Annotated in this window: 21 protein-coding genes and 1 pseudogene; 14 read left to right on the top strand and 8 right to left on the bottom strand. The window is 71.8% G+C overall.

Annotated features, from left to right (window positions below):
- Positions 1-91 precede the first annotated feature (91 nt).
- Genes CLV70_RS02630 through manD form a run of 5 tightly spaced genes read left to right on the top strand, consistent with a single transcriptional unit; the run spans position 92 to position 5,277 of the window.
- On the top strand, positions 92-1,303 hold the full coding sequence (locus CLV70_RS02630) for an extracellular solute-binding protein (protein ID WP_106124674.1): 1,212 nt from the start codon (positions 92-94) through the stop codon (positions 1,301-1,303).
- Complete coding sequence (locus CLV70_RS02625; RefSeq protein ID WP_106124673.1) at positions 1,300-2,361, top strand: ABC transporter ATP-binding protein; 1,062 nt, start codon at positions 1,300-1,302, stop codon at positions 2,359-2,361. Before CLV70_RS02630 ends, CLV70_RS02625 begins: the two co-directional genes overlap by 4 nt.
- Entirely contained in the window at positions 2,358-3,230 is an 873-nt protein-coding gene (locus CLV70_RS02620; RefSeq protein ID WP_106124672.1) for an ABC transporter permease, read from the top strand. The genes CLV70_RS02625 and CLV70_RS02620 overlap by 4 nt, the downstream gene beginning before the upstream one ends.
- On the top strand, positions 3,230-4,072 hold the full coding sequence (locus tag CLV70_RS02615; RefSeq protein ID WP_106124671.1) for an ABC transporter permease: 843 nt from the start codon (positions 3,230-3,232) through the stop codon (positions 4,070-4,072). The genes CLV70_RS02620 and CLV70_RS02615 overlap by 1 nt, the downstream gene beginning before the upstream one ends.
- Positions 4,069-5,277, top strand: coding sequence for a D-mannonate dehydratase ManD (manD, locus tag CLV70_RS02610; protein WP_106124670.1), 1,209 nt, complete (start codon positions 4,069-4,071; stop codon positions 5,275-5,277). Before CLV70_RS02615 ends, manD begins: the two co-directional genes overlap by 4 nt.
- Positions 5,278-5,281: 4 nt before the next feature.
- On the opposite strand, the gene CLV70_RS02605 is transcribed toward manD, so the two are convergent.
- The 4 genes from CLV70_RS02605 to CLV70_RS02590 all read right to left on the bottom strand — a co-directional run bounded on the left by CLV70_RS02605 (position 5,282) and on the right by CLV70_RS02590 (position 11,385).
- Positions 5,282-6,904 carry a serine/threonine-protein kinase gene (locus tag CLV70_RS02605; protein WP_106124669.1) on the bottom strand — a complete coding sequence of 541 codons (1,623 nt, stop codon included), beginning with the start codon at positions 6,902-6,904 and terminating at the stop codon, positions 5,282-5,284.
- 96 nt (positions 6,905-7,000) lie between these two features.
- Positions 7,001-9,394, bottom strand: coding sequence for a penicillin-binding protein (locus CLV70_RS02600; RefSeq protein ID WP_106124668.1), 2,394 nt, complete (start codon positions 9,392-9,394; stop codon positions 7,001-7,003).
- Positions 9,395-9,516: 122 nt separating this feature from the next.
- Positions 9,517-10,683 (bottom strand): glycosyltransferase family 4 protein, encoded by a 1,167-nt coding sequence (locus tag CLV70_RS02595; protein ID WP_170148559.1) that lies wholly within the window; start codon positions 10,681-10,683, stop codon positions 9,517-9,519.
- A 129-nt stretch (positions 10,684-10,812) separates the two neighbouring features.
- A complete protein-coding gene (locus tag CLV70_RS02590; RefSeq protein WP_146163934.1) occupies positions 10,813-11,385 on the bottom strand; it encodes a DUF4304 domain-containing protein in 573 nt (190 codons plus the stop codon).
- 90 nt (positions 11,386-11,475) lie between these two features.
- On the opposite strand from CLV70_RS02590, the gene CLV70_RS02585 reads away from it, so the two are divergent.
- From CLV70_RS02585 to CLV70_RS02570, 4 genes are all read left to right on the top strand, one after another.
- Entirely contained in the window at positions 11,476-11,808 is a 333-nt protein-coding gene (locus tag CLV70_RS02585) for a hypothetical protein (protein ID WP_106124665.1), read from the top strand.
- A 214-nt stretch (positions 11,809-12,022) separates the two neighbouring features.
- On the top strand, positions 12,023-13,060 hold the full coding sequence (locus tag CLV70_RS02580) for a hypothetical protein (RefSeq protein ID WP_146163932.1): 1,038 nt from the start codon (positions 12,023-12,025) through the stop codon (positions 13,058-13,060).
- A 155-nt stretch (positions 13,061-13,215) separates the two neighbouring features.
- On the top strand, positions 13,216-13,842 hold the full coding sequence (locus CLV70_RS02575) for a ClpP family protease (protein ID WP_106124663.1): 627 nt from the start codon (positions 13,216-13,218) through the stop codon (positions 13,840-13,842).
- Positions 13,839-14,450 (top strand): ClpP family protease, encoded by a 612-nt coding sequence (locus CLV70_RS02570; RefSeq protein WP_106124662.1) that lies wholly within the window; start codon positions 13,839-13,841, stop codon positions 14,448-14,450. Before CLV70_RS02575 ends, CLV70_RS02570 begins: the two co-directional genes overlap by 4 nt.
- Positions 14,451-14,472: 22 nt before the next feature.
- On the opposite strand, the gene CLV70_RS02565 is transcribed toward CLV70_RS02570, so the two are convergent.
- Positions 14,473-14,844: a helix-turn-helix domain-containing protein gene (locus tag CLV70_RS02565; protein WP_106124661.1), complete on the bottom strand. Its 372-nt coding sequence runs from the start codon at positions 14,842-14,844 to the stop codon at positions 14,473-14,475.
- Between the two features lie 163 nt (positions 14,845-15,007).
- On the opposite strand from CLV70_RS02565, the gene CLV70_RS02560 reads away from it, so the two are divergent.
- Positions 15,008-15,370: a nuclear transport factor 2 family protein gene (locus CLV70_RS02560; protein ID WP_106124660.1), complete on the top strand. Its 363-nt coding sequence runs from the start codon at positions 15,008-15,010 to the stop codon at positions 15,368-15,370.
- A 50-nt stretch (positions 15,371-15,420) separates the two neighbouring features.
- Here the strand turns inward: CLV70_RS02560 and CLV70_RS02555 are convergent, their stop codons facing one another.
- Positions 15,421-16,800 carry a DUF11 domain-containing protein gene (locus tag CLV70_RS02555; RefSeq protein WP_146163931.1) on the bottom strand — a complete coding sequence of 460 codons (1,380 nt, stop codon included), beginning with the start codon at positions 16,798-16,800 and terminating at the stop codon, positions 15,421-15,423.
- Positions 16,801-17,132: 332 nt separating this feature from the next.
- On the opposite strand from CLV70_RS02555, the gene CLV70_RS38910 reads away from it, so the two are divergent.
- Positions 17,133-17,519 (top strand): hypothetical protein, encoded by a 387-nt coding sequence (locus tag CLV70_RS38910; protein ID WP_146163930.1) that lies wholly within the window; start codon positions 17,133-17,135, stop codon positions 17,517-17,519.
- 44 nt (positions 17,520-17,563) lie between these two features.
- Here the strand turns inward: CLV70_RS38910 and CLV70_RS02540 are convergent, their stop codons facing one another.
- Positions 17,564-18,949 carry an SGNH/GDSL hydrolase family protein gene (locus CLV70_RS02540; protein ID WP_245907967.1) on the bottom strand — a complete coding sequence of 462 codons (1,386 nt, stop codon included), beginning with the start codon at positions 18,947-18,949 and terminating at the stop codon, positions 17,564-17,566.
- A gap of 97 nt (positions 18,950-19,046) precedes the next feature.
- On the opposite strand from CLV70_RS02540, the gene CLV70_RS02535 reads away from it, so the two are divergent.
- The 3 genes and pseudogenes from CLV70_RS02535 to CLV70_RS02525 form a co-directional block, all read left to right on the top strand.
- The gene (locus CLV70_RS02535) at positions 19,047-20,012 is read left to right on the top strand and encodes an SAM-dependent methyltransferase (protein WP_106124655.1); all 966 of its coding nucleotides are present in this window, start codon (positions 19,047-19,049) and stop codon (positions 20,010-20,012) included.
- 439 nt (positions 20,013-20,451) lie between these two features.
- Positions 20,452-21,801 carry a glycoside hydrolase family 10 protein gene (locus CLV70_RS02530; protein WP_106124654.1) on the top strand — a complete coding sequence of 450 codons (1,350 nt, stop codon included), beginning with the start codon at positions 20,452-20,454 and terminating at the stop codon, positions 21,799-21,801.
- An 11-nt stretch (positions 21,802-21,812) separates the two neighbouring features.
- Positions 21,813-22,052, top strand: a pseudogene (locus tag CLV70_RS02525) (extracellular catalytic domain type 1 short-chain-length polyhydroxyalkanoate depolymerase); the annotation flags it as partial.
- A 45-nt stretch (positions 22,053-22,097) separates the two neighbouring features.
- Here CLV70_RS02525 and CLV70_RS02520 read toward each other — a convergent pair.
- Positions 22,098-23,219 (bottom strand): sugar ABC transporter substrate-binding protein, encoded by a 1,122-nt coding sequence (locus tag CLV70_RS02520; RefSeq protein ID WP_106124653.1) that lies wholly within the window; start codon positions 23,217-23,219, stop codon positions 22,098-22,100.
- Between the last annotated feature and the right edge of the window lie 79 nt (positions 23,220-23,298).

Raw genomic sequence — 23,298 nt, 5'->3', positions numbered from 1 at the left:
CCCGCCGTACGAATATCAACTGTCTTGAATGTGGCGAAACTTCTTCGTAACTTGAGGGTCCCCCTTCCATCACCGAGACAGGGGAACCGTCATGTCGCCGCACCCCCGGACCGGCCGTGCCGCCGGTGCCCTGACCGTCCTGCTGCTGCTCGCCGCGTGCAGTGCCCCGGACTCCGGCGGGTCCGCGCCGGCCGGCGGGGACGCTCCCGCGAAGCCCTCCCGGGCGGTGACCCTGAACGTGCTCGACGTCGCCGGGAACCTGCAGCTCACCCAGGGCATGATCGAGGACTTCGTGGCCGGCCACACCGACGTGATCTCCCGGGTCACGTACGCGAAGGCGACCGCGCCCGAGCTCGTCGGCAAGATCAAGGCGCAGCAGGACGCCGGCCGGGTCGACATCGACCTGGTGCTGACCGGGGTGGACGGCCTCTCCGCCGGGATCCAGCAGGGACTGTGGACCCCGCTGCTGCCCAAGTACGCCGACCGCCTGCCCGGCATGCGCGAGTACCTGACCGGTGCCGCCGCCATGCAGAAGCTCGCCGGCGACTCCGGGGTCACCGTCACCTACTACCCGTCCGGGCCGCTGATCGAATACCTGCCCGGCAAGGTGCCGGACCCGCCGAAGAGCGCCCAGGCCCTGCTCGACTACGCCAGGGCCAACCCCGGCGCCGTGCAGTACGCCCGCCCCTCCAACTCCGGGCCGGGCCGCACGTTCCTCATGGGCCTGCCGTACCTGCTGGGCGACATGGACCCGAAGGACCCGGTCAACGGCTGGGAGAAGACCTGGGCCTACCTCAAGGAGCTGGACAAGAACATCACGCTGTACCCGTCGGGCACCAGCGAGACGATGAAGAACCTGGCCAACGGCTCGGCGAAGATCATCGCCACGACGACCGGCTGGGACATCAACCCGCGGGTGCTCGGGACGGTGCCCAAGGAGGCCCGGGTGGGTGCCCTCGACGGCTTCCACTGGGTCACCGACGCGCACTACGCCGTCATCCCGCGCGGCGTGCCCGCCGACGACCAGGCCGCCGTGCTGATGCTGCTCGCCCACATGCTCACCCGGGAACAGCAGGCCAAGGCGTACGACCAGGGCTACTTCTATCCCGGCCCGGCGGTGCGGGGCGTCGAACTCTCGGCGGCCCCGGCGGACAGCCGCGAGGCGATCGAGGAGTACGGCCGCCCCGAGTACGCCGGCCTCATCGCCGGCCACCCGCTCGAGGTGCCGCTCGGCGCCGAGCAGCTGGTCGCCGCGTTCGACCGCTGGGACCGGGAGATCGGCGGCGCCAAGGTGAAGAAGTGAGCGGGACCGGCTTCACCGAGCTGCGGCTGGACCGGGTCAGCCGCAGCTTCGCCGGGCGTGACGCGCTCGCCGAGCTGACCCTGACGATCCGCAAGGGCGAGTTCATCGCCCTGCTCGGGCCGTCCGGCTGCGGCAAGTCCACCGCGCTCAACTGCCTCGCCGGGCTGCTGCCGCTGAGCCGCGGCAGCATCTGGCGCGACGACGTCCGGCTCGACACCGTGCCGCCGGAACGCCGCGGCTTCGGCATGGTCTTTCAGAACTACGCGCTGTTCCCGCACCTGTCGGTGCGCCGCAACATCGCCTTCGGGCTGCAGATGCGCCGGGTCGCGCGGGCCGAGGCCAGGCGCCGCGTCGACGCCGCGATCCGCCTGGTGCACCTCGAGGAGCACGCCGGCAAGCTGCCCGGCCAGCTCTCCGGCGGCCAGCAGCAGCGGGTGGCGATCGCCCGGGCGGTCGTGCTCGAACCGTCGCTGGTGCTCATGGACGAGCCGCTGTCCAACCTCGACGCCAAGTTGCGGCTGGAGATGCGTACGGAGATCCGCCGCCTGCACCAGACGCTCGGCCTGACCACCGTCTACGTGACCCACGACCAGGAGGAGGCGCTGTCGCTGGCCGACCGGCTCGTGGTGCTGCGCGACGGCGAGGTGCAGCAGGTCGGCACGCCCGAGGAGGTCCACACCGCCCCGGTCAACCGGCACGTCGCCGCGTTCATGGGCTACCGCAACCTGCTGCCGCTGCGGGCCGCGGGCGGCGCCGGCGCCGGGATCCGCGTCGAGGGCGACGGCATCTCGCTGGTCGGCACGCCGGTCGGCACGGTGGCACCGGGCACCGGCGTGCTCGCCGCGGCCCGGCCCGAGGACCTGCGGATCGCCGCCGACGGGGTGCCCGCGGTCGTCGAGGTGGTCGAGTACCAGGGGCGCGAGGTGGCGGTGGAGGCGCGGACGGACGCCGGCACGCCCCTGTTCCTGCGCAGCGCCGAGCGGCCCGCGCCGGGCGACCGCATCCACGTGACCGCCGCCCCCGACCGGCTGCTCGTCTTCCCCGGGGAGCCCGGATGACCGCGCTGCGGCACCGGCTCGCCGACCGCGGCGTCGACCGCAACCTGCTCCTGCTGCTGCCCGCCGCCGGGTTCGTCGTGGTGCTGTTCGTCTACCCCTTCCTGTACGGCATCGGCCTGTCTCTGCGACCGCCGGAGGGTGGCCCGCTGGGGGCGTACCGGAGGTTCCTCACCGACCCGTACCTGCGCGACACGGTGACCACGACGCTGGGTCTGTCCCTGCCCGCCGCGCTGCTCAACGTGCTGGCGTCGGTGCCCATCGCGTACCGGATGCGCGGCCGTTATCGCGGCAAGCGGGTGCTGACCACCCTGCTGGTCCTGCCGATCACCCTGGGCACCGTGCTCACCGCCCAGGGCCTGCTGAACTTCCTCGGCCCGACCGGCTGGTTCAACCGCGCGCTGCTCGGCGCCGGCCTGATCGACGAGCCGGTACGCCTGACCCACAACTACTGGGGCGTCTTCCTCTCCCTGGTCATCACCGGCTTCCCGTTCGCTTTCCTGCTGGTCAGCTCGTACCTGTCGGGGATCGACCCGACGCTGGAACGGGCGGCGGCGACGCTCGGCGCCAACGCCCGGCAGCGCTTCCGCCGGATTACCCTGCCGCTGCTCGCCCCCGGCCTGGCCACCACGTTCTGCCTCAGCTTCGTGCTGGCCTTCAGCGTCTTCCCGTCGGCGGTGCTGGTCGGCGACCCGGCGGGGGAGACCCGGGTCATCTCGATCGCCGCGTACGAGGCCGCGTACGTGCAGTACGACTACGTGCTCGCCAGCGCCCTCGCCGTGATCATGGGCGTGGTCGAGCTGGTCGTCATCGGCCTCGTGCTGGGCTGGCGCGCGCTGCTCTACACCGGCTCGACCATAGGCAAGGGCTGATGGAGCTCCGCGGACGCCGCATCGTCGCCTCCCCGGCCGGCTGGCTGATCTGGGGGGCGGTGCTGTTCTTCTTCGTCATGCTGGCCGGGGTGATCGCCTCGGTCGTGGTCAGCTCCTTCGGCACCCGCTGGTTCGACACCTGGCTGCCCCAGGGGTGGACCGCCGGCTGGTACGGCCGGGCCTGGGACGACTTCACCCTCGGGCCGGTCCTGGTCGTGACGCTGGAGGTGGCGGTGCTCGTGGTCGGGCTGTCGCTGCTCATCGGGGTGCCGGCCGCGTACACGCTGGCCCGCCGGTCCTTCCCGGGCCGGCGCCTGCTGCAGCTGCTGTTCCTGCTGCCGATCCTGATGCCGCCGATCACGTACGGCATCCCGCTGGCGACGGTGCTCTACAAGTACGGCTTCGCCGGCCACCTCAGCGGCGTGGTGCTCGCCAACCTCGTGCCGTCGGTGCCGTTCGTCATCCTCACCATGACGCCGTTCATCGAGCAGATCGATCCGCAGCTCGAGCGCGCCGCCCGGATGTGCGGCGCGACCACCCGGCAGATCTTCCTGCGCGTGCTGGCGCCCCTGCTGGTGCCCGGCATCCTCGCCGCCGCCATCCTGGTGCTGGTCCGCACGGTCGGGATGTTCGAGCTGACCTTCCTCACCGCCGGGCCGGACTCGCAGACCCTGGTCGTGGCGCTCTACTACTCGATGTCGTCGGCCGGCATCCGGGCCCAGCAGTCGGTCGACGCCATGGCGGTGATCTACACGTCGATGATGCTGGTGCTGCTGGTCGTGGCGCTGCGCTTCGTCAACCCGACCCAGCTCGTGGCCCGCGTCCGCGACGAGGACCCGTGAGGATCGCGGCGGCCCGGGTGATCGTCACCTGCCCGGGGCGCAACTTCGTCACGCTGAAGGTCGTCACCGACGAGGGGGTCACCGGGGTCGGCGACGCCACCCTCAACGGGCGGGAGCTGGCCGTCGCCGCGTACCTGCGGGAGCACGTCGTGCCGGCCCTGATCGGCCGCGACCCGGCGCGCATCGAGGACACCTGGCAGTACCTCTACAAGGGCGCGTACTGGCGGCGCGGGCCGGTGACGATGACCGCCGTCGCGGCCGTCGACACCGCGCTCTGGGACATCAAGGGCAAGGTCGCCGGCCTGCCGGTCTACCAACTGCTGGGCGGGCGGTCCCGCGAGGGGGTCACCGTGTACGCCCACGCGAACGCCGCCACGACCGCCGACGTCCTCGCCGAGGTGGGCCGGCAGGTCGAGCGGGGCTACCGCGCCGTACGCGTCCAGACCGGCGTCCCCGGCCTGGCCACCACGTACGGGGTGAGCGCCGGTGGGCGCACCTACGAGCCGGCCGACGCCGCGGTGCCGTCCGAGGCCACCTGGTCGACCCGGCGCTACCTGGCCCACGTGCCCTCGGTGTTCCGCCGGGTCCGCGAGGAGTTCGGCCCGGAGCTGATGCTGCTGCACGACGTGCACCACCGGCTCACGCCCATCGAGGCGGCGCGGCTGGGGCGGGCGCTCGAGCCGTACGACCTGACCTGGATGGAGGATCCGGTCCCGGCGGAACTGCCGGAGGGCTTCCGGCTGATCCGGCAGCACACCACCACCCCGATCGCGGTCGGCGAGGTCTTCAACTCCGTGTGGGACTGCCGGCAGCTGATCACGGAACAGCTGATCGATTACGTACGGACGACCGTGGTGCACGCCGGCGGCATTACGCACCTGCGCCGGATCTTCGACCTGGCGAGCCTGTACCACGTGCGCAGCGGCTCGCACGGCGCCACCGACCTGTCGCCGGTGTGCCTGGCCGCCGCCCTGCACGTCGACCTCAGCATCCCGAACTTCGGCCTCCAGGAGCACATGCCGCACACCGCCGAGACCGACGCGGTGTTCCCGCACGGCTACCGCTTCGCGGACGGCTACCTGCACCCCTCCGAGGAGCCGGGGCTGGGCGTCGACCTCGACGAGGAGCTCGCGGCGCGGTATCCGTACCGGGCCGCCTCGCTGCCGGTGAACCGCCTGGAGGACGGCACGCTGCACAGCTGGTGACCGGTCAGGAGGACGAGGCGACCCCGCCGGAGCAGGTGACGGTCAGCCGGTCCAGCCGGTTGCCGTGCTTGAAGGTCACCGACGGCGCCGACGACGGCCCGGGGTCGGTCTCCTGCACCTTGTACGGCTTGGCCGCCGACCAGTCGAGCAGTTCGGCGCGGTCCGGCCCGGCGCAGGTGGCGCGCACGCTGCCGCCGGTCGACGAGAACGTCCACTCGTGGGTCTCCGGCTCGGTGGGTTCCGTGGTGCGCACCGGCGGGCTGGTCGTGGGGGTGCCCGTGCCGGTGGGGCCCGCGCCGGCCCCGGGGCTGCTCGTGCCGGGTGCCGGCCGCCCGCCCGCGGGAGTCCCGCCGGCGGTGGGCCGGTCCGCACCGGGGCCGTCGTCGCCGGGGGCCTCGGTGGCGGTGGTGTCGTCCGAGGCGTTGGCGGCGGCGCGGGCCGCCGTGGTGGGGGCCGAGCGGACGGGCGGTGGTTGCGCGTCCGCGGACCGGCCGGCGGTCTCGCGGGGGAGGACCGACCAGAGCACGGCGGCGAGGGCGACGAGCAGGGCCAGGCCGGTGATGATCCAGGCCCGGCGGTCGCGGCGGGCCCGCTCCCGGCGCGCGTGCCGGCCCATCGGCGCCGCGACACCGTGCCCGCTGCCGGCTTCCGGCGCGGGGATCTCCGCCGCGGGCGGCGTGGGCGGCGGCGCGAGGTCCGCCGCCGCTCCCGTCGGGCCGGGGCCCGGGTCGCGGCGGATGAGGACCGACGGGGTGGGGTCGATCAGGGTGGCGCCGGGCACCGGTGCCGGCGAGTCCGCGACGACGCGCAGGCCGGCCGCCTGGGCGAGCAGGGCCGCCACCTCCCGGGCGCTCGGGCGCAGGGTGAGGTCCTTGCTCAGGCACCGGTTGCAGAGCTCGGTGACGTATCCGGGCACCTCCGGCAGCGGCACGAGCGGCTCGGGATCGACGTAGATGTGCGCGGACAGCATCTGCGTGGTCGTGTCCGCCGACCACGGCGAATGGCCCGAGAGGAGGCGGTAGAGCAGCACGCCGAGGGCGTAGACGTCGGACGCCGGGTCGACCGCGTCGTCGATCAGCCGCTCGGGCGCCAGGTAGGCCGGGGTGCCGAACACCTCGGCGTCGGGGTCGCCCGAGCCGGACGGGTTGATCGCCGCCGCGATGCCGAAGTCGACGACCTTGGCGCCGGACGGCGTCAGCATCACGTTGGCGGGCTTGATGTCGCGGTGGACCAGCCCGTCGGCGTGCGCGGCGGCCAGCGCCGCCGCCACCTCCGCGCCGACGCGCATCGCGAACTTCGGCGGGACCGGCTGGGCCATCCGGTCCTGCAAGGTGCCGCCCCGGACCAGTTCCATCACCACGTACGGCGTGGTCGAGGCGCCGTCGGGCTGTTCGCCGTAGTCGTACACCTGGGTGATGTTGGGGTGCGACAGCGCGGCCGCGGCCCGGGCCTCGTGCCGGATCCGGGCCCGCGACTCCGGGTCGCCCGCGTGCCGGGCGGCGAGAACCTTGACCGCTACCGTACGGCCGAGAACCTCGTCGTGCGCCCGCCACACCACCGCCATCCCGCCGTGGCCGAGCGGAGCGAGCAGGGTGTAGCGGTCGCCGAGCTTACGGTGCACCTCCATGCCGAGGCAGTCTGCCAATATCGACGCCGGTCTGCATCCCCGCCCCCCTCCCGGTGGGACGGCGCGGGACGAACCGCAGGCCGGCGCCGATCCGGCTCAGCGGGGCCCGGGTCCGCCGGGCCCGCCCGGGCCACCCGGACCGCCGGGGCCCGCGTTGGCCGGCCCGCCGCTGATCTGGATGCTCACGAAGCCACCCTTGATCGTGGTGCCGGAGGGCTCCGTGCCCGCCGCCTGACCCTTCGGGCAGCTCGACGGGACCTCCGAGCCGGTCGCCGCGGTGAAACCGGCGCCGGTGATCCGGGACTTGGCCTCCGCGACGCTGGTGCACTTCACGTCCGGGATCGAGCGCTGTTCGCCGCGCGCGATCTTCGAGCCCGACGGCTTCTTGAACTGCTTCCTCCGCTCGCCCTTCATGATGTCGCGCACCGCATCCTGCACCGCCGGGTTCACGATGTCGTGGCTCATCTTCCACGGGTGGTTCTGGTAGTCCGGGTTGACCAGGTAGCCCGCCACCACCACGGACGTGGTGCCGACGATCAGCGACGCCGTCTTGTCGTTGTCCGTGGTGCCGGTCTTGCCGAACACCGGGTGGTCGACGATGCCGTGCGTGCCCCCGGCCGTACTCTTGCCCGCGCAGCTGCCCAGCTGTGGGGAGTCGCCGACCGGGCAGCGGGCCGCGTCGATGGTCGCGCGGGCCACGTCCTTGGAGACGGCGCGCCGGCAGTGCGGCTTGGCGACGTCCAGCTTCTCGCCGGACATCGTGGTGATCTGCTGCACCGGCAGGGGCTCGCAGTACATGCCGTCGCCGGCCAGCGTCGCGTACGCGTTGGCCATCTCCAGCGGCGTCGAGCTGGACACGCCGAGGGTGAACGCGCCCCACGTGTGGGCGGCGGCTTCCTGATCCTTGTCGACCTGGGTGCGGAACTGCACGCCCATGCGCTTGGCCACGTCGACGACCTTCTCCGCGCCGACGCTCTCCTCCAGCGGGACGAAGTAGGTGTTCACCGAGCCGCCGAACGCGGACCACATGTTGAACATGCCCTGCGTTTTGCTCGAGGAGTTCGACGGACAGTAGTAGCCGCCGCACCCGGCGGAGCTGCCGTCCCGGTAGGTGTGTGAGATGTACTTCGGCTTGGTGTTGATCGGGTGCGCCAGCGGGTAGCCGTTCTCCAGCGCCGCCGCGATGGTGAACATCTTGAACACCGAGCCGGCCTGGTAGCCGGTGATGTCGCCGCCGCCGCTGAGCAGCGGGTTGGTGGTGTTCGGGTACGTGCCGCGGATGCCCCGCTCGGCCAGCTTGGGGTCGGAGTGCTTCTTGTTCTGCGGGTGCGACGGATCGTCGATCTTGTAACGGCGGTTGGCGCCCAGCGCCCGTACGTGACCGGTGCCGGGCTCGATCGCGGCCAGCAGCAGCGCGTCGCGGTCCTTGATGCTCATCCGCTTCGAGATGCTCTTGCGCAGCGCCGCCTGCGCCTTGATGTCGAGCGAGGTACGGATCGTGTAGCCGCCGCTCTTGAGCCGCCGCTCCCGGTCGTACGTGGTCGCGCCGAACTCGTTGCGCCCGAGCCACCACCGGTAGAAGTAGTCGCAGAAGAAGCCCCAGCTGTTGGTCTTCACCGAGCTGCACCCGTTGCCGCTGCGCTGCACCGTCCGGCCCAGCTTGACCTTGGTCGCGTCCTCCGCGGCCTTCGGCGTGATCATGCCCAGGTCGCGCATGTTGCCGATCACCCAGTTGCGCCGGTCGAGCGCCTTCGGGTAGCCGGCCGTCGTGGTCGGGTCGAAGCCCGAGGGCGCCTTCACCATGCTGGCGAGCAGGGCGGCCTGCGGGATCGTCAGGTCCTTGGCCTTCTTCTGGAAGTAGACCTGGCTGGCGGCGGCGATACCGTACGCGCCGTTACCGAAGGGCGCCGTGTTGAGGTAACGCTCGAGGATCTGCTGCTTGGTGAGCTGCTTCTCCACCTGCAGGGCGTACTTCATCTCATTGATCTTGCGCTTGGGCTTGTCCGCCGTGGCGTCCACCACCTCCTGCGGGGTGGTCGCCGAGTACGCGAGCGACATCTTCACGTACTGCATCGTCAGCGTGGAGGCGCCCTGCTGGCCGTTGTTCTTGCCGCTGTTGCTGACGAACGCGCGGGCCACGCCCTTGAGGTCGACGCCGTTGTGCTTGAAGAACTCGTGGTCCTCGGCGGCCACGATGGCGTCCTGCATGTTCTTCGAGATGCCGTTCAGCGGGACGTCGCTGCGGAACTCGTCCCAGAAGACCGCGACCTGGGTCTTGCCGTCGGCGGCGACCGCCCGGCTGACCTGTGGCGCGGTGGTCTGCTTGAGCTGGCTGGGCAGGCTCGCGAAGGACTCGCCGCCGGCCTTGGCCGCGAGCCCGGACATCGCGACCGCCGGGAAGGCGGCGGCCGCCACGACCACGCCGGAGGCCAGGCCGCAGATCAGCAGGGAGCTCGCGTTCCTGAAGAGCGAGTGCTCGCGTACGCGCATCGGGATCAAGTGTCCAAACTTAGATATACGTCAACGTCGTGGTGCTCGGTGCTACCGCCCGGGCGGAGAATAACGATCACGCGCAAGTGCCGTCCCCGCGCGCGACCCCGTGGGGATCTTCGTCACCGCCGTGCCAGGTCCGCGAAGAGGCGCTCCCACTGCCGCGCCACGGCGGGCATCGCGTATGCGCCGCTGGTCTCCCGGGCGGCGCGGCCCATCGCCTCCCGCCCGTCGGCGTCCTCGATCATCCGGCACAGCCCCTCGGCCAGGGCGGCCGTGTCCTCCGCCGGCACGAGCAGGCCGTTGCGGCCGTCCCGCACCACCTCCGCGGGCCCGGTCGGGCAGTCGAACGCGACCACCGGCACGGCGGCGGCCATCGCCTCCAGCAGCACCATCGGCAGCCCCTCGAACCGCGAGCTCAGCGCGAAGACGGAGGCGGCGGCCAGTTCCCGGTCGAGCGTACGGGTGAGCCCGCGCAGCCGGACGGCCCCGCCGAGCCCCCGGTCCTCGATCTGCGCGGCGAGCCGCGCCCGCAGCTTGCCCTCGCCGAAGATGTGCAGCTGCCACTCCGGATGCCGGGCGTGCACCGTCCCGAACGCGTCGATGAGCAGGTCGAAGCCCTTCTGCCGGCCCAGCCGCCCCGCGGCCACCACGGTGGGGGTGCGCCCGGTCGCCGGCCCGGGATCCCGCGCCGGCACCCCGTTCGGTATGCGTTCCAGCCGCACGCGCCCGTCCAGAACCTCCCGGTACGCGGCCAGATCCGCCTCGGTCAGGACGGCCACCGCGTCGAGCCGCGGGTACGCCCGCAGCATCGCCTCCCGCAGCGCCGGCTTGTACGTCCCCAGATTCATGTGATCCTGGGCGACCCGCACCAGCCCCCGCGGCGCGAACCAGGCGGACAGCAGGTTGAGCCCCGGCCGGGTGGTCACCAGCACCCCGGACCGCTCCGCCCGCAGATACCGCACCACGGCGGCGTCGACCTGCGGATCCCACCGCTTGTAGCGGAAGTCGTGCCGGTGCGGCAGCCGGTTGCGGAACCACCGGGTCTTGCGCGCGAGCCGGGAATTCGTCCCCGAAGGATCCGTCCACCGTGAACCGTCCTCGCGCAACTGCGTCAGCGTGACGACCCGCACCCGCGGATCTATGGCGAAGACCGGCGCCTCCTTGGTCCGATAGACACTGGCGATCTCGACATCATGCGTCGCGCACAGGGCATTCGCCTGATTGATGACGGTACGCACTGTTCCGCCGGTCCCGTACACGTTGTGGAGCACATACCGAATCCGCACCGGGCCCAAGGTATTGACGCCGTCAATACCCGGCCGGTCATCCCGTCGGCGGCATGCCCGGTTCCGGGCGCCCAGACGCACCCTGTCGGCGACGCACCCGGAGGTTGGCCGCCGACGTCCGCGGCCCGTTCACGCTCCCGGTCCGCGCCCGCCCTTGATCGCCGGGACGGCGTGATCCCGGATCGCGGTGATCAGATCGGCAGCCACGTCGCCGGTCGGAAACCCTGCCCAGACCGCCCACCAGTGGTCGCCGCCGTGATGGCTGATCGAACCCAGCCGGGCGGTCCCACCGGACCCCGCCACGCTGACGTCGGCGGTGAACTTCACGCCCATCCACGTGTTGCCCCGCGACTGCTGGAACGCGATCGTCCCCGCATGCTTCCCGGCCCGCATCGTGAACCGGCGCCCCGAACCGCTGAAACCGAGCCGCCGCAACTCCGGCACCACCACCGACCGCATCATCAGCACATACCCGTCCCGGGCCGACGGACCGACCTGCGGCACGAAGCCCGCCTGAACAACCCCGGTCGTCTTGTCCACCCGCGCGCAGAACTCCCCGAGATGAGTCCCGGGCCGGCCCGCCACCGCCCGCCACACCGGACCACCGTCGGCCACCGCCTTGACCCGGAACCCCTCGGCCCCGGCCAGCGAGTCCAACCACCCCTGAACAGCCGCCGAAGCCGCCGCCTCCGTGTCGATCACGCCCAGCATTGTGCGCTCCCACCCCCACCCCGCCAAGGCCGACCGCGAGCCAGCTGCGCCTACAGTCTGGTGCGTATTCAAGGACCGGGGGTGTCGTTGGACGTGGAGCAGAACCGGATGACGGCCGTAGCGGAACTCTGGAGGGCGCACCGCGAGGCGACTCTCCCCGCCCGCTCGAGATCCACCGAGGTAGCCGGCGTTGACATGGTCACGCTCGATGCGAACGTCGCCGGCTGCGTCAGTAGCTGGCTGCAGAACGGCGGCGCGATCGATGACCGGCGGTGGGATGTCCTCGCGACCTGCGAGCGCCAACTCGAGTGTGTGATACCCGAGCTGCCCGGCGACGAAGCCGGCTATCACACAAGGCTGCTGGACATGGCGGCGCTGGTTCTGGGTGCACCGCGGGGTTCGCCGTCCGCTTGAGATGGCGCGCTCCTCCGGCCCCTCGGCTACCGGTGGGAGAAGTAGTTCGGCCATCTCCCGAACGCTCCACCGCGAGCGGATGGCCGGTCGGTTCGAGGACCACATGGGGCCTTGGCCGCGGCCTTCCTGCTGCCCGCCGGGTGGGCGCAGCCCTGGCGCCGATCGCGTCGGTGACCTTCCGATCACCGGAGTCGTCGTGCCATACTCCGCGGCCATGGGGACGCGTCGATCTGCCATGCTCATGGCCCTTCTCCTCGGCGGGGTGGCCGCGATGGGCGCGGCACGGGCGCCGGAGGATCGCACGCTGTACCTGATCGCTCCCGATGAGGCGCCGATCGGCCACACGGCGGAGCTGCTGTTCCAGGCCCGTGGCATCACCTCCGACGCGGAGGCCGACGGCCTCGTGCTGACGCTGACACTGCCGGACGGCATGACGTACGTGTCACCCGAGCCGTACGCGTACAACACCTCGAACGGCAACTACAACGCCGGACCCTGTACGCCGGCCGGGCAGATCGTGACGTGCCGCATCGACCGGCACGACGTCCTGATCGGTTCGGACACCGCGGCCTGGACGGCGACCGTCGGCATCGGCGAGGACGTGGCCCCGGGCACCCGATTGACCGTACGTGTCGGCGCCGACGGCAAGACCCAGGACGCGACGACCACCGCGGTGGCGGGGGCCGATCTCACGGTGCGCGCCGAACCGCCGAGGAACCCGGTCACCGCCGGCCAGCCGGTGGAGTTCACCGCGATAGTCCGCAACAACGGGCCCGCCACGATCCGGCACTTCACGCTCTTCGAATCGTACGAGGGCCGCTGGTACGGCGGAGGCCGCGTCACCAACCCCGAGGCGGACTGCTTCGCCGACCCGGGCAGCTTCATCTGCGACGTCTACCGCGAGGTGAAACCGGGCGAGGAGGTCCGGCTGCGGCACAGCATGCCGTCCCGCGCGAACGCCGACACCTGGGGCACCCGCAACCGCGTAGGCCTGCGCGTCGACGACGTGCCGAGCAGGATCGACGGCACGAACGACAGCACAACCTTCCAGGTACGGTTCTCGAAGAAGCCCCCGCAGACCCCCTCACACCCGCCATCGCCCGCACCGAGCGCGGTCGCGGGCGGCACGGGCGGCGGTGGCGGCAGCCTCCCGATCACCGGCCCGGCCACCCTGCCCCTGACCGCAGCCGGCCTCCTGCTGCTCCTCACCGGCGCCGTGGCGCTGCGGACCGGCCGTACCCGTCGGCAGTGATGCCCTTTCCTTCGTCGAATGCGTCGGTCAGGGTGACCGCTCGACCCGGCGTTCGTTCGTTGCCGGCCATCCGCTGACAGCAGATTTGCTTGGTGTGTCGGCGTTTTCCGGCCGATCGTGGAGGCCACCACGGCGAACACGAGGAGACGGCGAGCATGCAACTCACGAATGGGGTCAGCCCCTGGACCGCGGGGTCCATCGACGACCAGGTGGCCGCTCGGCTGCTGCATCAGCGGATCATCGTGCTCGGCAGTGAGGTTGACGATCCGGTGGCGAACCGGCTGTGCGGGCAGCTTCTGCTGCTCTCCGCGGAGGACCCGCTCGGCACGATCAGCCTCTACATCAACTCGCCGGGAGGGTCGGTCAGCGCCGGGCTTGCCATCTACGACACCATGCGGCTGATTCCGAACGACGTCAGCACCCTCGCCCTCGGTCTGGCCGGAAGCATGGGCCAGTTCCTGCTCACCGCGGGTACGCCAGGGAAACGCTTCAGCCTCCCGCACGCGCAGGTTCTCATGCATCAGGGCTCCGCCGGCTTCGGCGGCACCGCCGCCGACGTGGAGATCTACGCCGACCAGCTGGAACGCATCGGGACCACGCTGCTGCGACTGACCGCCGAGCACACCGGGCAGAGCATGGCGACCATCGAACGCGACAGCAGGCGGGACCGGTGGTTCACCGCGGAAGAGGCCCGGGAGTACGGACTCATCGACCACATTCTCGGCAGCGTCGACGACGTGCGCCCCACGGTCCAGCGTTTGCCGATGGGGCTGAGCGCATGAGCCAGTACACGATTCCCACCGTGGTGGAGAAGACGCCGACCGGCGAGCGCGCCTACGACATCTACTCCCGGTTGCTCTCCGACCGCATCATCTTCCTCGGCACCGAGATCGACGACGGTGTCGCGAACGTGGTGATCGCCCAGCTGCTGCACCTCGAGTCGGCCGGCGAGCAGGAGATCGCGCTGTACATCAACTCGCCGGGCGGATCGTTCAGTGCGCTCACGGCGATCTACGACACCATGAACTTCATCCGCTGTGACGTCACGACCTTCTGCGTCGGGCAGGCGTCGTCAGCGGCGGCGGCTCTGCTGGCGGCCGGCGCCCCAGGTAAGCGCTCGGTGCTGCGGCACGCCAAGGTGACGCTGCACCAGCCATCGAGCCAGGCCCGCGGCACCCTGCCCGACCTGGCGGTCGAGGCGAAAGAGGTGGCGAAGGTACGGGCCGAGATGGACCGGATACTCGCCGACCACACCGGCCACTCGACAGCGAAGATTCGGGAGGACACGGACCGCAGCATGGCGCTGACCGCGGCGGAGGCGGTCGCCTACGGCCTGGCCGACCAGGTGATCACCACCCGGCCCTCCCGCACATACCGCCTGAGCGCGTAGAGGGCGGGCCACCCCGCACGGATCAGGCAGCGAGCAGCACGACGTCGCCGCCGCGCCGGGAGCGAATCGGCGCCGGCGCCGGCTCTGCCCGGCGCAAGGGGACGGTGCCGAACCGCAGCACGGTGGCCCGGCCGCCGGTGAGATCCTGTCGCACCTGGTCGAGCAGGTCGACCAGCTCGAAGCTCAACGAGTCGCAGACCGCCGCCACGATCTCCGAGCTGGGCTCCTTGAGCCCGCGCTCGATCTCGGAAAGGTACTGCACCGAGACGTTCGCGTCGCGGGCCACCTCGGCGAGAGTGCGGTGCTGTTCCAGCCGCCGGCGTCGCAACACCTCGCCGACCACCGTGCGCAACAGCGGCCGGCGATGACCATCGGTGTGCCGCAGGTCCGCCATAGGCTCACCATAGGACGACACCTCGCCTTCTCGAGGTCCCGGCCGTTAAGCCAGGAGCGAAGTCGCGCGGGCTGCGTGTCCGGCTTGCGGGGCCTCGGCTCCGGGACGGGGCAGCGGCAGGATCACGGCCCGGTGCTGGTGCCCGGTCAGGCATGATCCGGTCATGCTTGGGGACATTCAACGGCTGGCGCGGGCCTTCGATGAGGCCGAGTCCAGCGGCGACACGGAGTCGTTGAGCCGGCTGCTGGCCGACGATTTCCGCTCCATCGGCGAACAGGGCTATGTGCTCGACAAGGCGCAATGGCTCGGCAAGTTCGGGGAGTTCGCGTACGAGAGCCTTGAGAGCAGCGACGTGGAGGTGTCGTTCTACGGTCACGCGGCGATCGTCCGGTGCGTCCAGCGTAGCCGTTCGCGCTGGCGTGGGCAGGCCATGACGTTGACCGTCCGGGTCGGCCAGACGTGGGTCGAGTTGCCCGAGGGCTGGCGCCTGGCCGGCCTTCAGTTCAGCTCTCTCGGCAGCGACTGACGCGCCGGCCTGCCGAGTCCTGCGGGGGTGCGGCGGTCGTGCCGTGATGGTCAGGTGCGGCCGCCCGCGGTGGTGGTGGCGGTGTTGTTCGCCGGGCGGGGGTCGGGGTGGTCGCTGGTGACGGTGAGGGTGGCGCGGACCGTGCCTCCGTCGGCCGGTCGGACCCGTACGTCGATGGGCACGGTGCCGCCCGGTGGTATGCGGCCCAGGTCGCATCGGAGGCCGGCGCGGGCGGGGGAGCAGCGTACGCCGGGCGGGGCCTGCACCGCGGTCAGGTCGACGGTCGTGCCGGTGAAGGTGAGGGTCGCGCGGGCCTCCGCCGACAGGCGGGCGTCCGCGTTGCGCAGGCGGGCGGTCCAGGTGTACGCCGGGCCGGCCGCGGTGGTCACGGCGAGCGCCGCCTGCAGGTCGAGGTACGGCAGTTGGGGCACGGTGCCGACGGCGAAGCCCTGGGGTGCGGGGGAGAGGCCGGACAGCAGGGCGGTGGTGACGCCGGTGGTGGTGTCGACGCGGTGGACGGTGGTGCCGGAGCCGCTGGTGGCGGCGACGTACACCCGGGTTGCCGCGGCGCCGAGCTGGAGGGATTTCGGGGTGCCGGGTACGGCGCCGACGTGGTGGACGGCGGCGGTGTCGCGGTCCAGGGTGACGACCTGGCCGTTGTCGTAGAGGTGGAAGAGCCGCTTGTCGCCGGGCAGCGAGGCCAGGCCGGTGCCGTACTCGACGACGCTGCCCAGCACGAACCGGTTCTGCCGTACGAACGTCCGGGGGTCGGCGGCGTACAGCGTGAGTTCGGAGTACTCGTACGCCCATAGTTGGTGGGTTTCGGGGTCCACGACCAGGCCGGCGAGCGCGCCGTCGCCGTGCACCTGGCCGTGCAGCACCTCGCCGGTCGAGAACGTGAGCGAGGTGGCCTCGCCGGTGTGGCAGACCGCCGTGGCGAGAGCGGGCGTGACGCCGATCCGGCAGGAGTTCCCCTTGAGGTCGATGCCGAGCTGCTGGACGGCGCCGGTCGGCAGGTTCACGAAGGCCGGCCGCTCGGTGAAGGACGAGGCGGGCCGGTGGGTGAACCAGAGCCGCTGACCGTCGGGCGAGAGGGCGAGCCACGACGGGTCGCCCGGCAACGGCACGCTGCCCACGACCTTGCCGGCCACGGTGTCGATGATCGAGATCGACGGGGCGCCGCCGCGGTGGGCGACGTAGGCCCGCAGCCCGTCGGGGGACAGCACGATCGCCATGGCACCGGGCGCCACGGGGATGACCGCCTCCGCGGAGTTCGGCTTCGCCGGGTCGAGGACGGCCACCAGGTTGCCGCCCACGCCGAGCGCGTACACCGTCTCCCGGTCGTAGGCCGCGGCCGGTCCGGCCCCGAGAACGACGGCGCCCGGGAGCACCACGACGAGAACGAGAAACGTACGGACCCACCGGAGCATGTCACTCAGGGTAGCTGTGCCCTCGCCGCTACGCCCGCAGGACGTCACGTTGCGCGCTCCGCTGCCGGTGGGCGAGGATCACGGGCATGACGGTGGAGAAGGGCGCGCGGTCCCGCCCTTGAGCGGTGGGGAATCGTGGGAAGAGGGCATCGTGTCGGGCGATGTCCTGGTTCCGGGCAGCGAGGCGCGGGCATCCGTCTTTCGCTGAGCCGAGGCCGATCGCGATGAGCCGCTGACCCGCCACCTCCTGACCTTCACCACGGACTCCCGCCCGGCGGTGCGGCGCCGACGAGTATCTCGCCGGGCGGCCGCGGGAGCTTCGCCGCGGAGGCGTGGCGCCGGCCCTGCTGACCTGGCTCGCTGGGCACGGCGGGCTCACCGGGCGTCAACACGAACAGCTGCGTAGCCTGTTCCGGCGGCCAGGTCTGGCGCAGGTGGACACGGCGGGCGCACTGTGGCAGCACGAAGGCCCCACGGCGGCCGATGAACTCCTCGACCTCCTCCCGCGATACCTGTCCGACGACCTGCACGGACGCAGGGCACTGCCGGTCCTGGCCGCTATGGGCCCGCACGCACGGCCGATTCTCGACCGGCTGGATCGGTTCATCGCCTCCGGGCATCGACTCCCGGGCACCATCGGCGACGACGACGCCGAGCTGCGCGCGGACGAGATGATGCTCGCCGCCGCGATCGCCGCCCGGGAGCGGATCGCGGGATGAGGGACCTGGCTCGACCGCGCCGATGCCGGTGGGCTTCCTTGCGGCTACCCGGTGGTGAAGAGCCGGAGGGGGACCGCCTCGGCGAGGGCGTGGTAGCCCGCCGGGTTCAGGTGGAGGTGGTCGCCGGTGTCGTATTCGGGGCGGAGGCGGGACGGGGCGGCCGGGTCGCGGACGGCCGCGTCGAAGTCGGCCAGCACGTCGAAGCGGGCGGCGGAGCGGATCCAGGCGTTGACCGTACGGCGGGTGTCCTCGCGCAGGCCGGCGTCGTCGTCGTAGCCGGTGTTGCCGCCGAAGGGCAGCAGGGTGGCGCCGCAGACGTCGAGGTCGCGGGCGTGGCAGCGGGTGATGATCTGGTCGTACGCGGTCAGGAGCTCCTCCGTGATCCGGCGCTGGCCGTCCGGGGTGGCTTCCGCCGTACCGATGTCGTTGATGCCTTCGAAGAGGATCACCCAGGCCGGGGCGCTCTGGGCCAGGACGTCGCGGTCCAGCCGGGCCAGGGCGTTGGGGCCGAGGCCGTCGCGCAGGACCCGGTTGCCGCCCGCCGCCTCGTTGACCACCGCCACGTGGCGGGTGCGCGCCGCGCGGTGCAGCCGGTCGAAGAGCTGGTCGGGCCAGCGGTCGTTACCGTTCGTGGTGGAGCCGCGCCCGTCGGTCAGGGAGTCGCCGACGACGACCACCGCCCGGGTGCGCGCTCCGGCCGGCACCTCGAGCCCGCTCAGCAGGTACCAGTGGTCCACCGGGGTCGCGCCGGTCAGCGTGAGGTCCGCGGTGTGGTCGCCCGCGACCAGGTACGACGTCGTCCGGGAGCCGGGGTGGGAGGTGAGCGCCGGGCCGGGCTGGCCGTCGCGGAGGTACGTCGTGACGGTCACGTTGCTGCCCGGCTCCACGCCCAGCTCGACGGGGTCGGACACGATCTGGGCGCCGGCCGGCACCACGACGGACGGCACGCCGCGGAATGTCACGGTGCGGCCGGTGCCCTCGCGGATCGCCGGTACGCCGGCCCGGCCGTCCGCGGGCAGCGCCACCCGTACCGTGGTGATCGGCAGGTCGGCGCCGCCGAAGGCGTTGGAGAAGCGCAGCCGCAACCGGTCGCCACCGGCGGTGACCCGTACGGTCTGGCGCAGGGTGGTGTCCGGCAGCGAGACGCCGTCGCGGACGTACGGCGCCGGCGGCATGTTGCCGGGCTCGGTCAGCTGGGGCATTGACGCCCACGACGTCACCCAGGGTGATCGGTGCCGGCCGGGGGTGCGGGGCCCGGCGGCGGCCGGCGCGGGCACGGCGGCGGCCACGGCGGTTCCGGTCACGGCGGCGAGCAGGCCTCGCCGGGTCGGGCGGTACGGCTTCTCGGGCGTCACGGTGGCCTCCTCGCCGGTGGTGCCGGAGCCCGGCACCTCACCCGCAACCTGCCACAGGGGGTCGACAAGCCTCAATGGAAGCGCTCCCAATTTCCGCGCATGGTGCGAAGAGATCGGGACGCGGAGCGGGCGGCCGGCCGTCGCGCTTGACTCCAGCCACGACGATACGGGCATGTCAAATGATCTATTGAACTCCTGGGGACATGGCGCGCGGGCCTTCGCGCTGCTGGCGGCCGTCAACCGGCACGGCTGGCTGCGTTTCCTGGCGGAGCCGCGCGAGCAGGCCGAGGTCGCGGAGTTCGCCGGCCTTTCCGTCGAGCGAACCGGCGACATCCTCGAGGCGCTGGTCGCGAACGGCGTCGCCGGCCGGGACGGCGACCGGTACCGGCTCGCCGCCTCGTTCGCGGAGCTGCTCGACGACGGCGCGGCGTTCGACGTCGAGGCGCAGATCGAGGCCGACGCGTTGCGGGTCAGGCAGATCGCCGACATCGTGGGCACCGGCAGCGCCCCCGCGACCGAACAGGACGCCCTGGTCATCGCCAGGTCGTTCGGTCTGCGCCCCGTCGAGAGCGCGCGCGGGCTGATCCCGGCCCTGCTCGAGCCGATGCCCGAGGTGTTGCCCGCGATGCGGGAGGGCCGCTATCTCGACGTCGGCAGCGGCGTGGGCGGCTTCCTGCTCAACGCGGCCGTGGTCCACCCGGGCGTGCGGATCACCGCCGTCGAGCGGATCCCCGCTGTCGCCGCCGAGTTGTCGCGCCGGGCCAAGGAGGCCGGTGTGGAGGACCGCGTGGAGGTCCGCCTCGCGGACGCCCGCACTCTGGACGAGGCCGACGCCTACGACGCCGCCTTCTGGGCGCATGCGTTCTTCCCCGCGCCGACCCGCGCCGAGTCGCTCGCGGCGGTCCGGCGCGCGCTGCGTCCCGGGGGCTGGCTGATCCTGCAGGAGATGGTCGCCGACTCGTCGAGCGAAGCCGCGCGGGCGGATTTCGCCCTGAACCGGCTCGTCGCCCACGCGCAGGAACTGCCCTTCTCGCGGCCGGCCGAGGAGCTGGCGAAGGAGGCCGAGGCCGGCGGCTTCGAGTTCGTCCGCGTCGTCCAGCTCCCCTTCGGCCGCGTGGCGCTCCTGCGCAAGCCCTGACCGGCAGCGCCGCCGGTCGAGGGTCCGCGATATCACTCACGGTGATCGATGCCGGTCGAAGGTGAGGCTCGGCGGGTGCGGGAACGGCCACTGCCGTGGCCGTGCCGGGTGGGGGGCGGCGAGCGGGTTCAGCCGGGTGGGCGGTGCGTCTCCTGGGCGTCCAGGGTGCGTGGCGCCTCCCCGGCAACCCGCGGTGCGATGCCGGCGAGATCGGATGGAAGCGCTCCCAATTCTCCGCATGGTGCGAAGAAACCGAAACTTCCGGATCGCTCTTGTCCTATATGCGCAGTGAAATATCCCCTAAGGAGGCCTTTGTGTGCTCGGCAGGCATCGCGGGGTGCCGTTGAAGTTTCGGGAGTGTTTCGTTAGCGTCCGGCCACCCGTCGATCGATCCGGATGGATCGCTCCCGGCGCTACCTCCCCGACGAAAGGCTCCCCCATGACAAACCCCGCACGGACCGCCGGCGTCGCGGCGGCGGCGCTCGCGGTCGCCCTCGGCGGCGTGCTCGTCGCCACCGCCTCGGCCGAGGCAGCGACTACGCTCGGTGCGTCGGCGGCGGCCACCGGCCGGTACTTCGGCACGGCCGTCGCCGCCGGCAAGCTTTCCGACAGCACGTACGCCGGCATCCTCGACCGCGAGTTCGACATGGTGACCGCCGAGAACGAGATGAAGTGGGACGCCACCGAGCCCTCGCAGAACTCGTTCAGCTACAGCCGCGCGGAGCCGATCGTCAGCCACGCCCGTTCGCACAACCAGCGGATCCGGGGCCACGCGCTGGCCTGGCACCAGCAGCAGCCCGGCTGGGCGCAGAGCATGAGCGGCACGGCGCTGCGTAACGCGATGGTCAACCACATCACCCAGGTCGCCACCCACTACAGGGGACAGATCTACGCCTGGGACGTGGTGAACGAGGCGTTCGACGACGGCGGCAACGGCGCCCGCCGCGACTCCAACCTGCAGCGCACCGGCAACGACTGGATCGAGGTGGCGTTCCGTACCGCGCGGGCCGCCGACCCCTCCGCCAAGCTCTGCTACAACGACTACAACACCGACGGGCAGAACGCGAAGAGCAATGCCGTGTACGCCATGGTGCAGGACTTCAAGGCGCGGGGCGTACCGATCGACTGCGTCGGTTTCCAGTCGCATTTCAACCAGGCCTCCCCGGTGCCGAGCGACTACCAGGCCAACCTGCAGCGCTTCGCCAACCTGGGCCTGGACGTGCAGATCACCGAGCTCGACATCGAGGGATCCGGCCAGGCGCAGGCCGACAACTACGCCCGCGTGGTCCGGGCCTGCCTCGCGGTGACCCGGTGCAACGGCATCACCGTGTGGGGCATCCGCGACACCGACTCGTGGCGGGCCGGCGGGACCCCGCTGCTCTTCGACGGCAACGGCAACAAGAAGGCGGCGTACACGTCCACGCTGAACGCGCTCAACGCGGGCGGGCCGGTCGACCCCAGCACGCCGCCGAGTTCGCCCAGCACCCCGCCCGATCCCACGGGCGCCTGCACGGCGACGGTGTCGCTCAACTCGTGGAACGGCGGGTTCGTGGCCACCGTACGCGTCACCGCCGGCGGCTCGGCGCTCTCCGGATGGGCCGTCACCGTCGCCCTTCCCTCCGGTGCCGCCGTCACGAACACGTGGAGCGCGCAGAACAGCGGCACGACGGGCACCGTCCGCTTCACCAACGCCGCCTACAACGGCACCGTGCCGGCCTCCGGCAGCACCGAGTTCGGCTTCCAGGGCACCGGCACCGGACCCTCCGCCGCCACCTGCGCGGCGAGCTGAGCGCGGCCGCCATGCGCGGAATCGTGAAGGCGGTCCTCGCCGCGGTGGCGGCGCTGGCGGTGCTGGTGCCCCCGGCGGTGGCACAGGCCGCGTCGCTGCAGGAGGTGACCGGCTTCGGCGCCAACCCGAGTGGGCTGCGGATGCACCTGTACGTCCCGGACCGGGTGGCGAGCCGGCCGGCGCTGCTCGTCGCCGTGCACTACTGCACCGGCTCGGGCCCGGCGTTCTACTCGGGCACCGAGTTCGCGTCCTGACGCGACCACGGGGGACGGCCCGGCGGCCGTCCCCCGTGCGCGTCACTTGATGCCGTTCTCCTCGCACAGCGCCGCGAAGCGCCCGGCGCAGACCGCCTTCTTGGAGACGAACCCGTCCTTGATGACCTTGCCGACGTCCTCCTTGAAGATGGCGATCGGCTCGAGCAGCACGGCGGGCACGTACGCGGCGGACTCCGGGTCCTTGACCGACTCCGTCGTCTTGACCTGCTGACCCTTGAAGATGGCGATCGCCAGCCGGGCCGCCGCGTCCGCCTCCTTCTTGATCGGCTTGTAGACGGTCATGCACTGGTCGCCGGCGAGCACGTTCTGCAGGCCCTGCGTCTCGGCGTCCTGCCCGGTCACCGGCACCCGGCCGTTGAGGCCGCGCTCGCGCAGCACGCTGATCGCCGCGCCGCCCAGGCCGTCGTTCGCGGCCAGCACGCCGTCGATGCCCTGGTCCTTGAACTGGTCGTACATCTCGAGGAAGATCGAGCGGCCCAGCTTGGGGTCCCACTTGTCGACCGACTGGTCGGGGCCCTTGAGGTAGCTGCCGTCGTCGTACTTGGGCTGCAGGACCGAGTTGTAGCCCTGCATGAAGAGCCGGGCGTTGTTGTCGCTCAGCGAACCGTTGAGGTAGGCGATCCGCGGCGGGCCCTCGCCGGCCTTGCGCTTCTGCTCCGACAGGCACCGCACCAGGCCCTGGCCCTGGAGCTCGCCGACCTTGACGTTGTCGAAGCTGACGTAGAAGTTCGCGCCGGCGTTGAGGGTCAGCCGGTCGTAGTCGATCGTGCGCACCCCGGCCGCCTTGGCCTTGTCGAGCACGTACTTGCCGCTGGCCGGGTCGAGGTTGGCGGTGATCAGCACGGTGGCGCCCTCGGCGATCATCCGGTCGCCGATGCGCTGGAAGTTCGCCGGGTCGCCCTGGGCGTTCTGGATGTCGACCGGGACGCCGGCCGCGTCGAACGCCGCCTTCAGCAGCCGCGGGTCGTCGGAGCCCCAGCGCTGCGAGCTGGTCGTGTCGGGCATGATCACCCCGACCTTGCCCGTGCCGTCGCCGCCGCGGACCGGGACCTTGGTGCCGTCCCCGTCGTCGTCGGTGCAGGCGGCGAGGCCGCTCATGGTCAGCATCCCGACCGTCACAAGAGCCAGCAGGTTCCGGCGCACGTCTTCTCCTCCATGGGGCGAAAAGCGCGGCAAGGGTACCAGTGGTCCGGGCCCGGGCTTTCCCGGTAGAGGATCTTCG

Origin of the sequence: Pseudosporangium ferrugineum, assembly GCF_003002065.1 — a bacterium.
In the GTDB taxonomy this organism is placed as follows: domain Bacteria; phylum Actinomycetota; class Actinomycetes; order Mycobacteriales; family Micromonosporaceae; genus Actinoplanes; species Actinoplanes ferrugineus_A.
This window is presented reverse-complemented; position numbering and strand designations above follow the sequence as displayed.

Bases quoted from the DNA above. Each gene is read 5' to 3' on its own strand.
- CLV70_RS02575 (WP_106124663.1), top strand. From the start codon at position 13,216: ATGCAACTCACGAATGGGGTCAGCCCCTGGACCGCGGGGTCCATCGAC.
- CLV70_RS02560 (WP_106124660.1), top strand. From the start codon at position 15,008: ATGCTTGGGGACATTCAACGGCTGGCGCGGGCCTTCGATGAGGCCGAG.
- CLV70_RS02620 (WP_106124672.1), top strand. From the start codon at position 2,358: ATGACCGCGCTGCGGCACCGGCTCGCCGACCGCGGCGTCGACCGCAAC.
- CLV70_RS02565 (WP_106124661.1), bottom strand. From the start codon at position 14,844: ATGGCGGACCTGCGGCACACCGATGGTCATCGCCGGCCGCTGTTGCGC.
- CLV70_RS02605 (WP_106124669.1), bottom strand. From the start codon at position 6,904: ATGGAGGTGCACCGTAAGCTCGGCGACCGCTACACCCTGCTCGCTCCG.
- CLV70_RS02535 (WP_106124655.1), top strand. From the start codon at position 19,047: ATGTCAAATGATCTATTGAACTCCTGGGGACATGGCGCGCGGGCCTTC.
- CLV70_RS02600 (WP_106124668.1), bottom strand. From the start codon at position 9,394: ATGCGCGTACGCGAGCACTCGCTCTTCAGGAACGCGAGCTCCCTGCTG.
- CLV70_RS02555 (WP_146163931.1), bottom strand. From the start codon at position 16,800: ATGCTCCGGTGGGTCCGTACGTTTCTCGTTCTCGTCGTGGTGCTCCCG.
- CLV70_RS02615 (WP_106124671.1), top strand. From the start codon at position 3,230: ATGGAGCTCCGCGGACGCCGCATCGTCGCCTCCCCGGCCGGCTGGCTG.
- CLV70_RS02630 (WP_106124674.1), top strand. From the start codon at position 92: ATGTCGCCGCACCCCCGGACCGGCCGTGCCGCCGGTGCCCTGACCGTC.
- CLV70_RS02580 (WP_146163932.1), top strand. From the start codon at position 12,023: ATGGGGACGCGTCGATCTGCCATGCTCATGGCCCTTCTCCTCGGCGGG.
- CLV70_RS02530 (WP_106124654.1), top strand. From the start codon at position 20,452: ATGACAAACCCCGCACGGACCGCCGGCGTCGCGGCGGCGGCGCTCGCG.
- CLV70_RS02570 (WP_106124662.1), top strand. From the start codon at position 13,839: ATGAGCCAGTACACGATTCCCACCGTGGTGGAGAAGACGCCGACCGGC.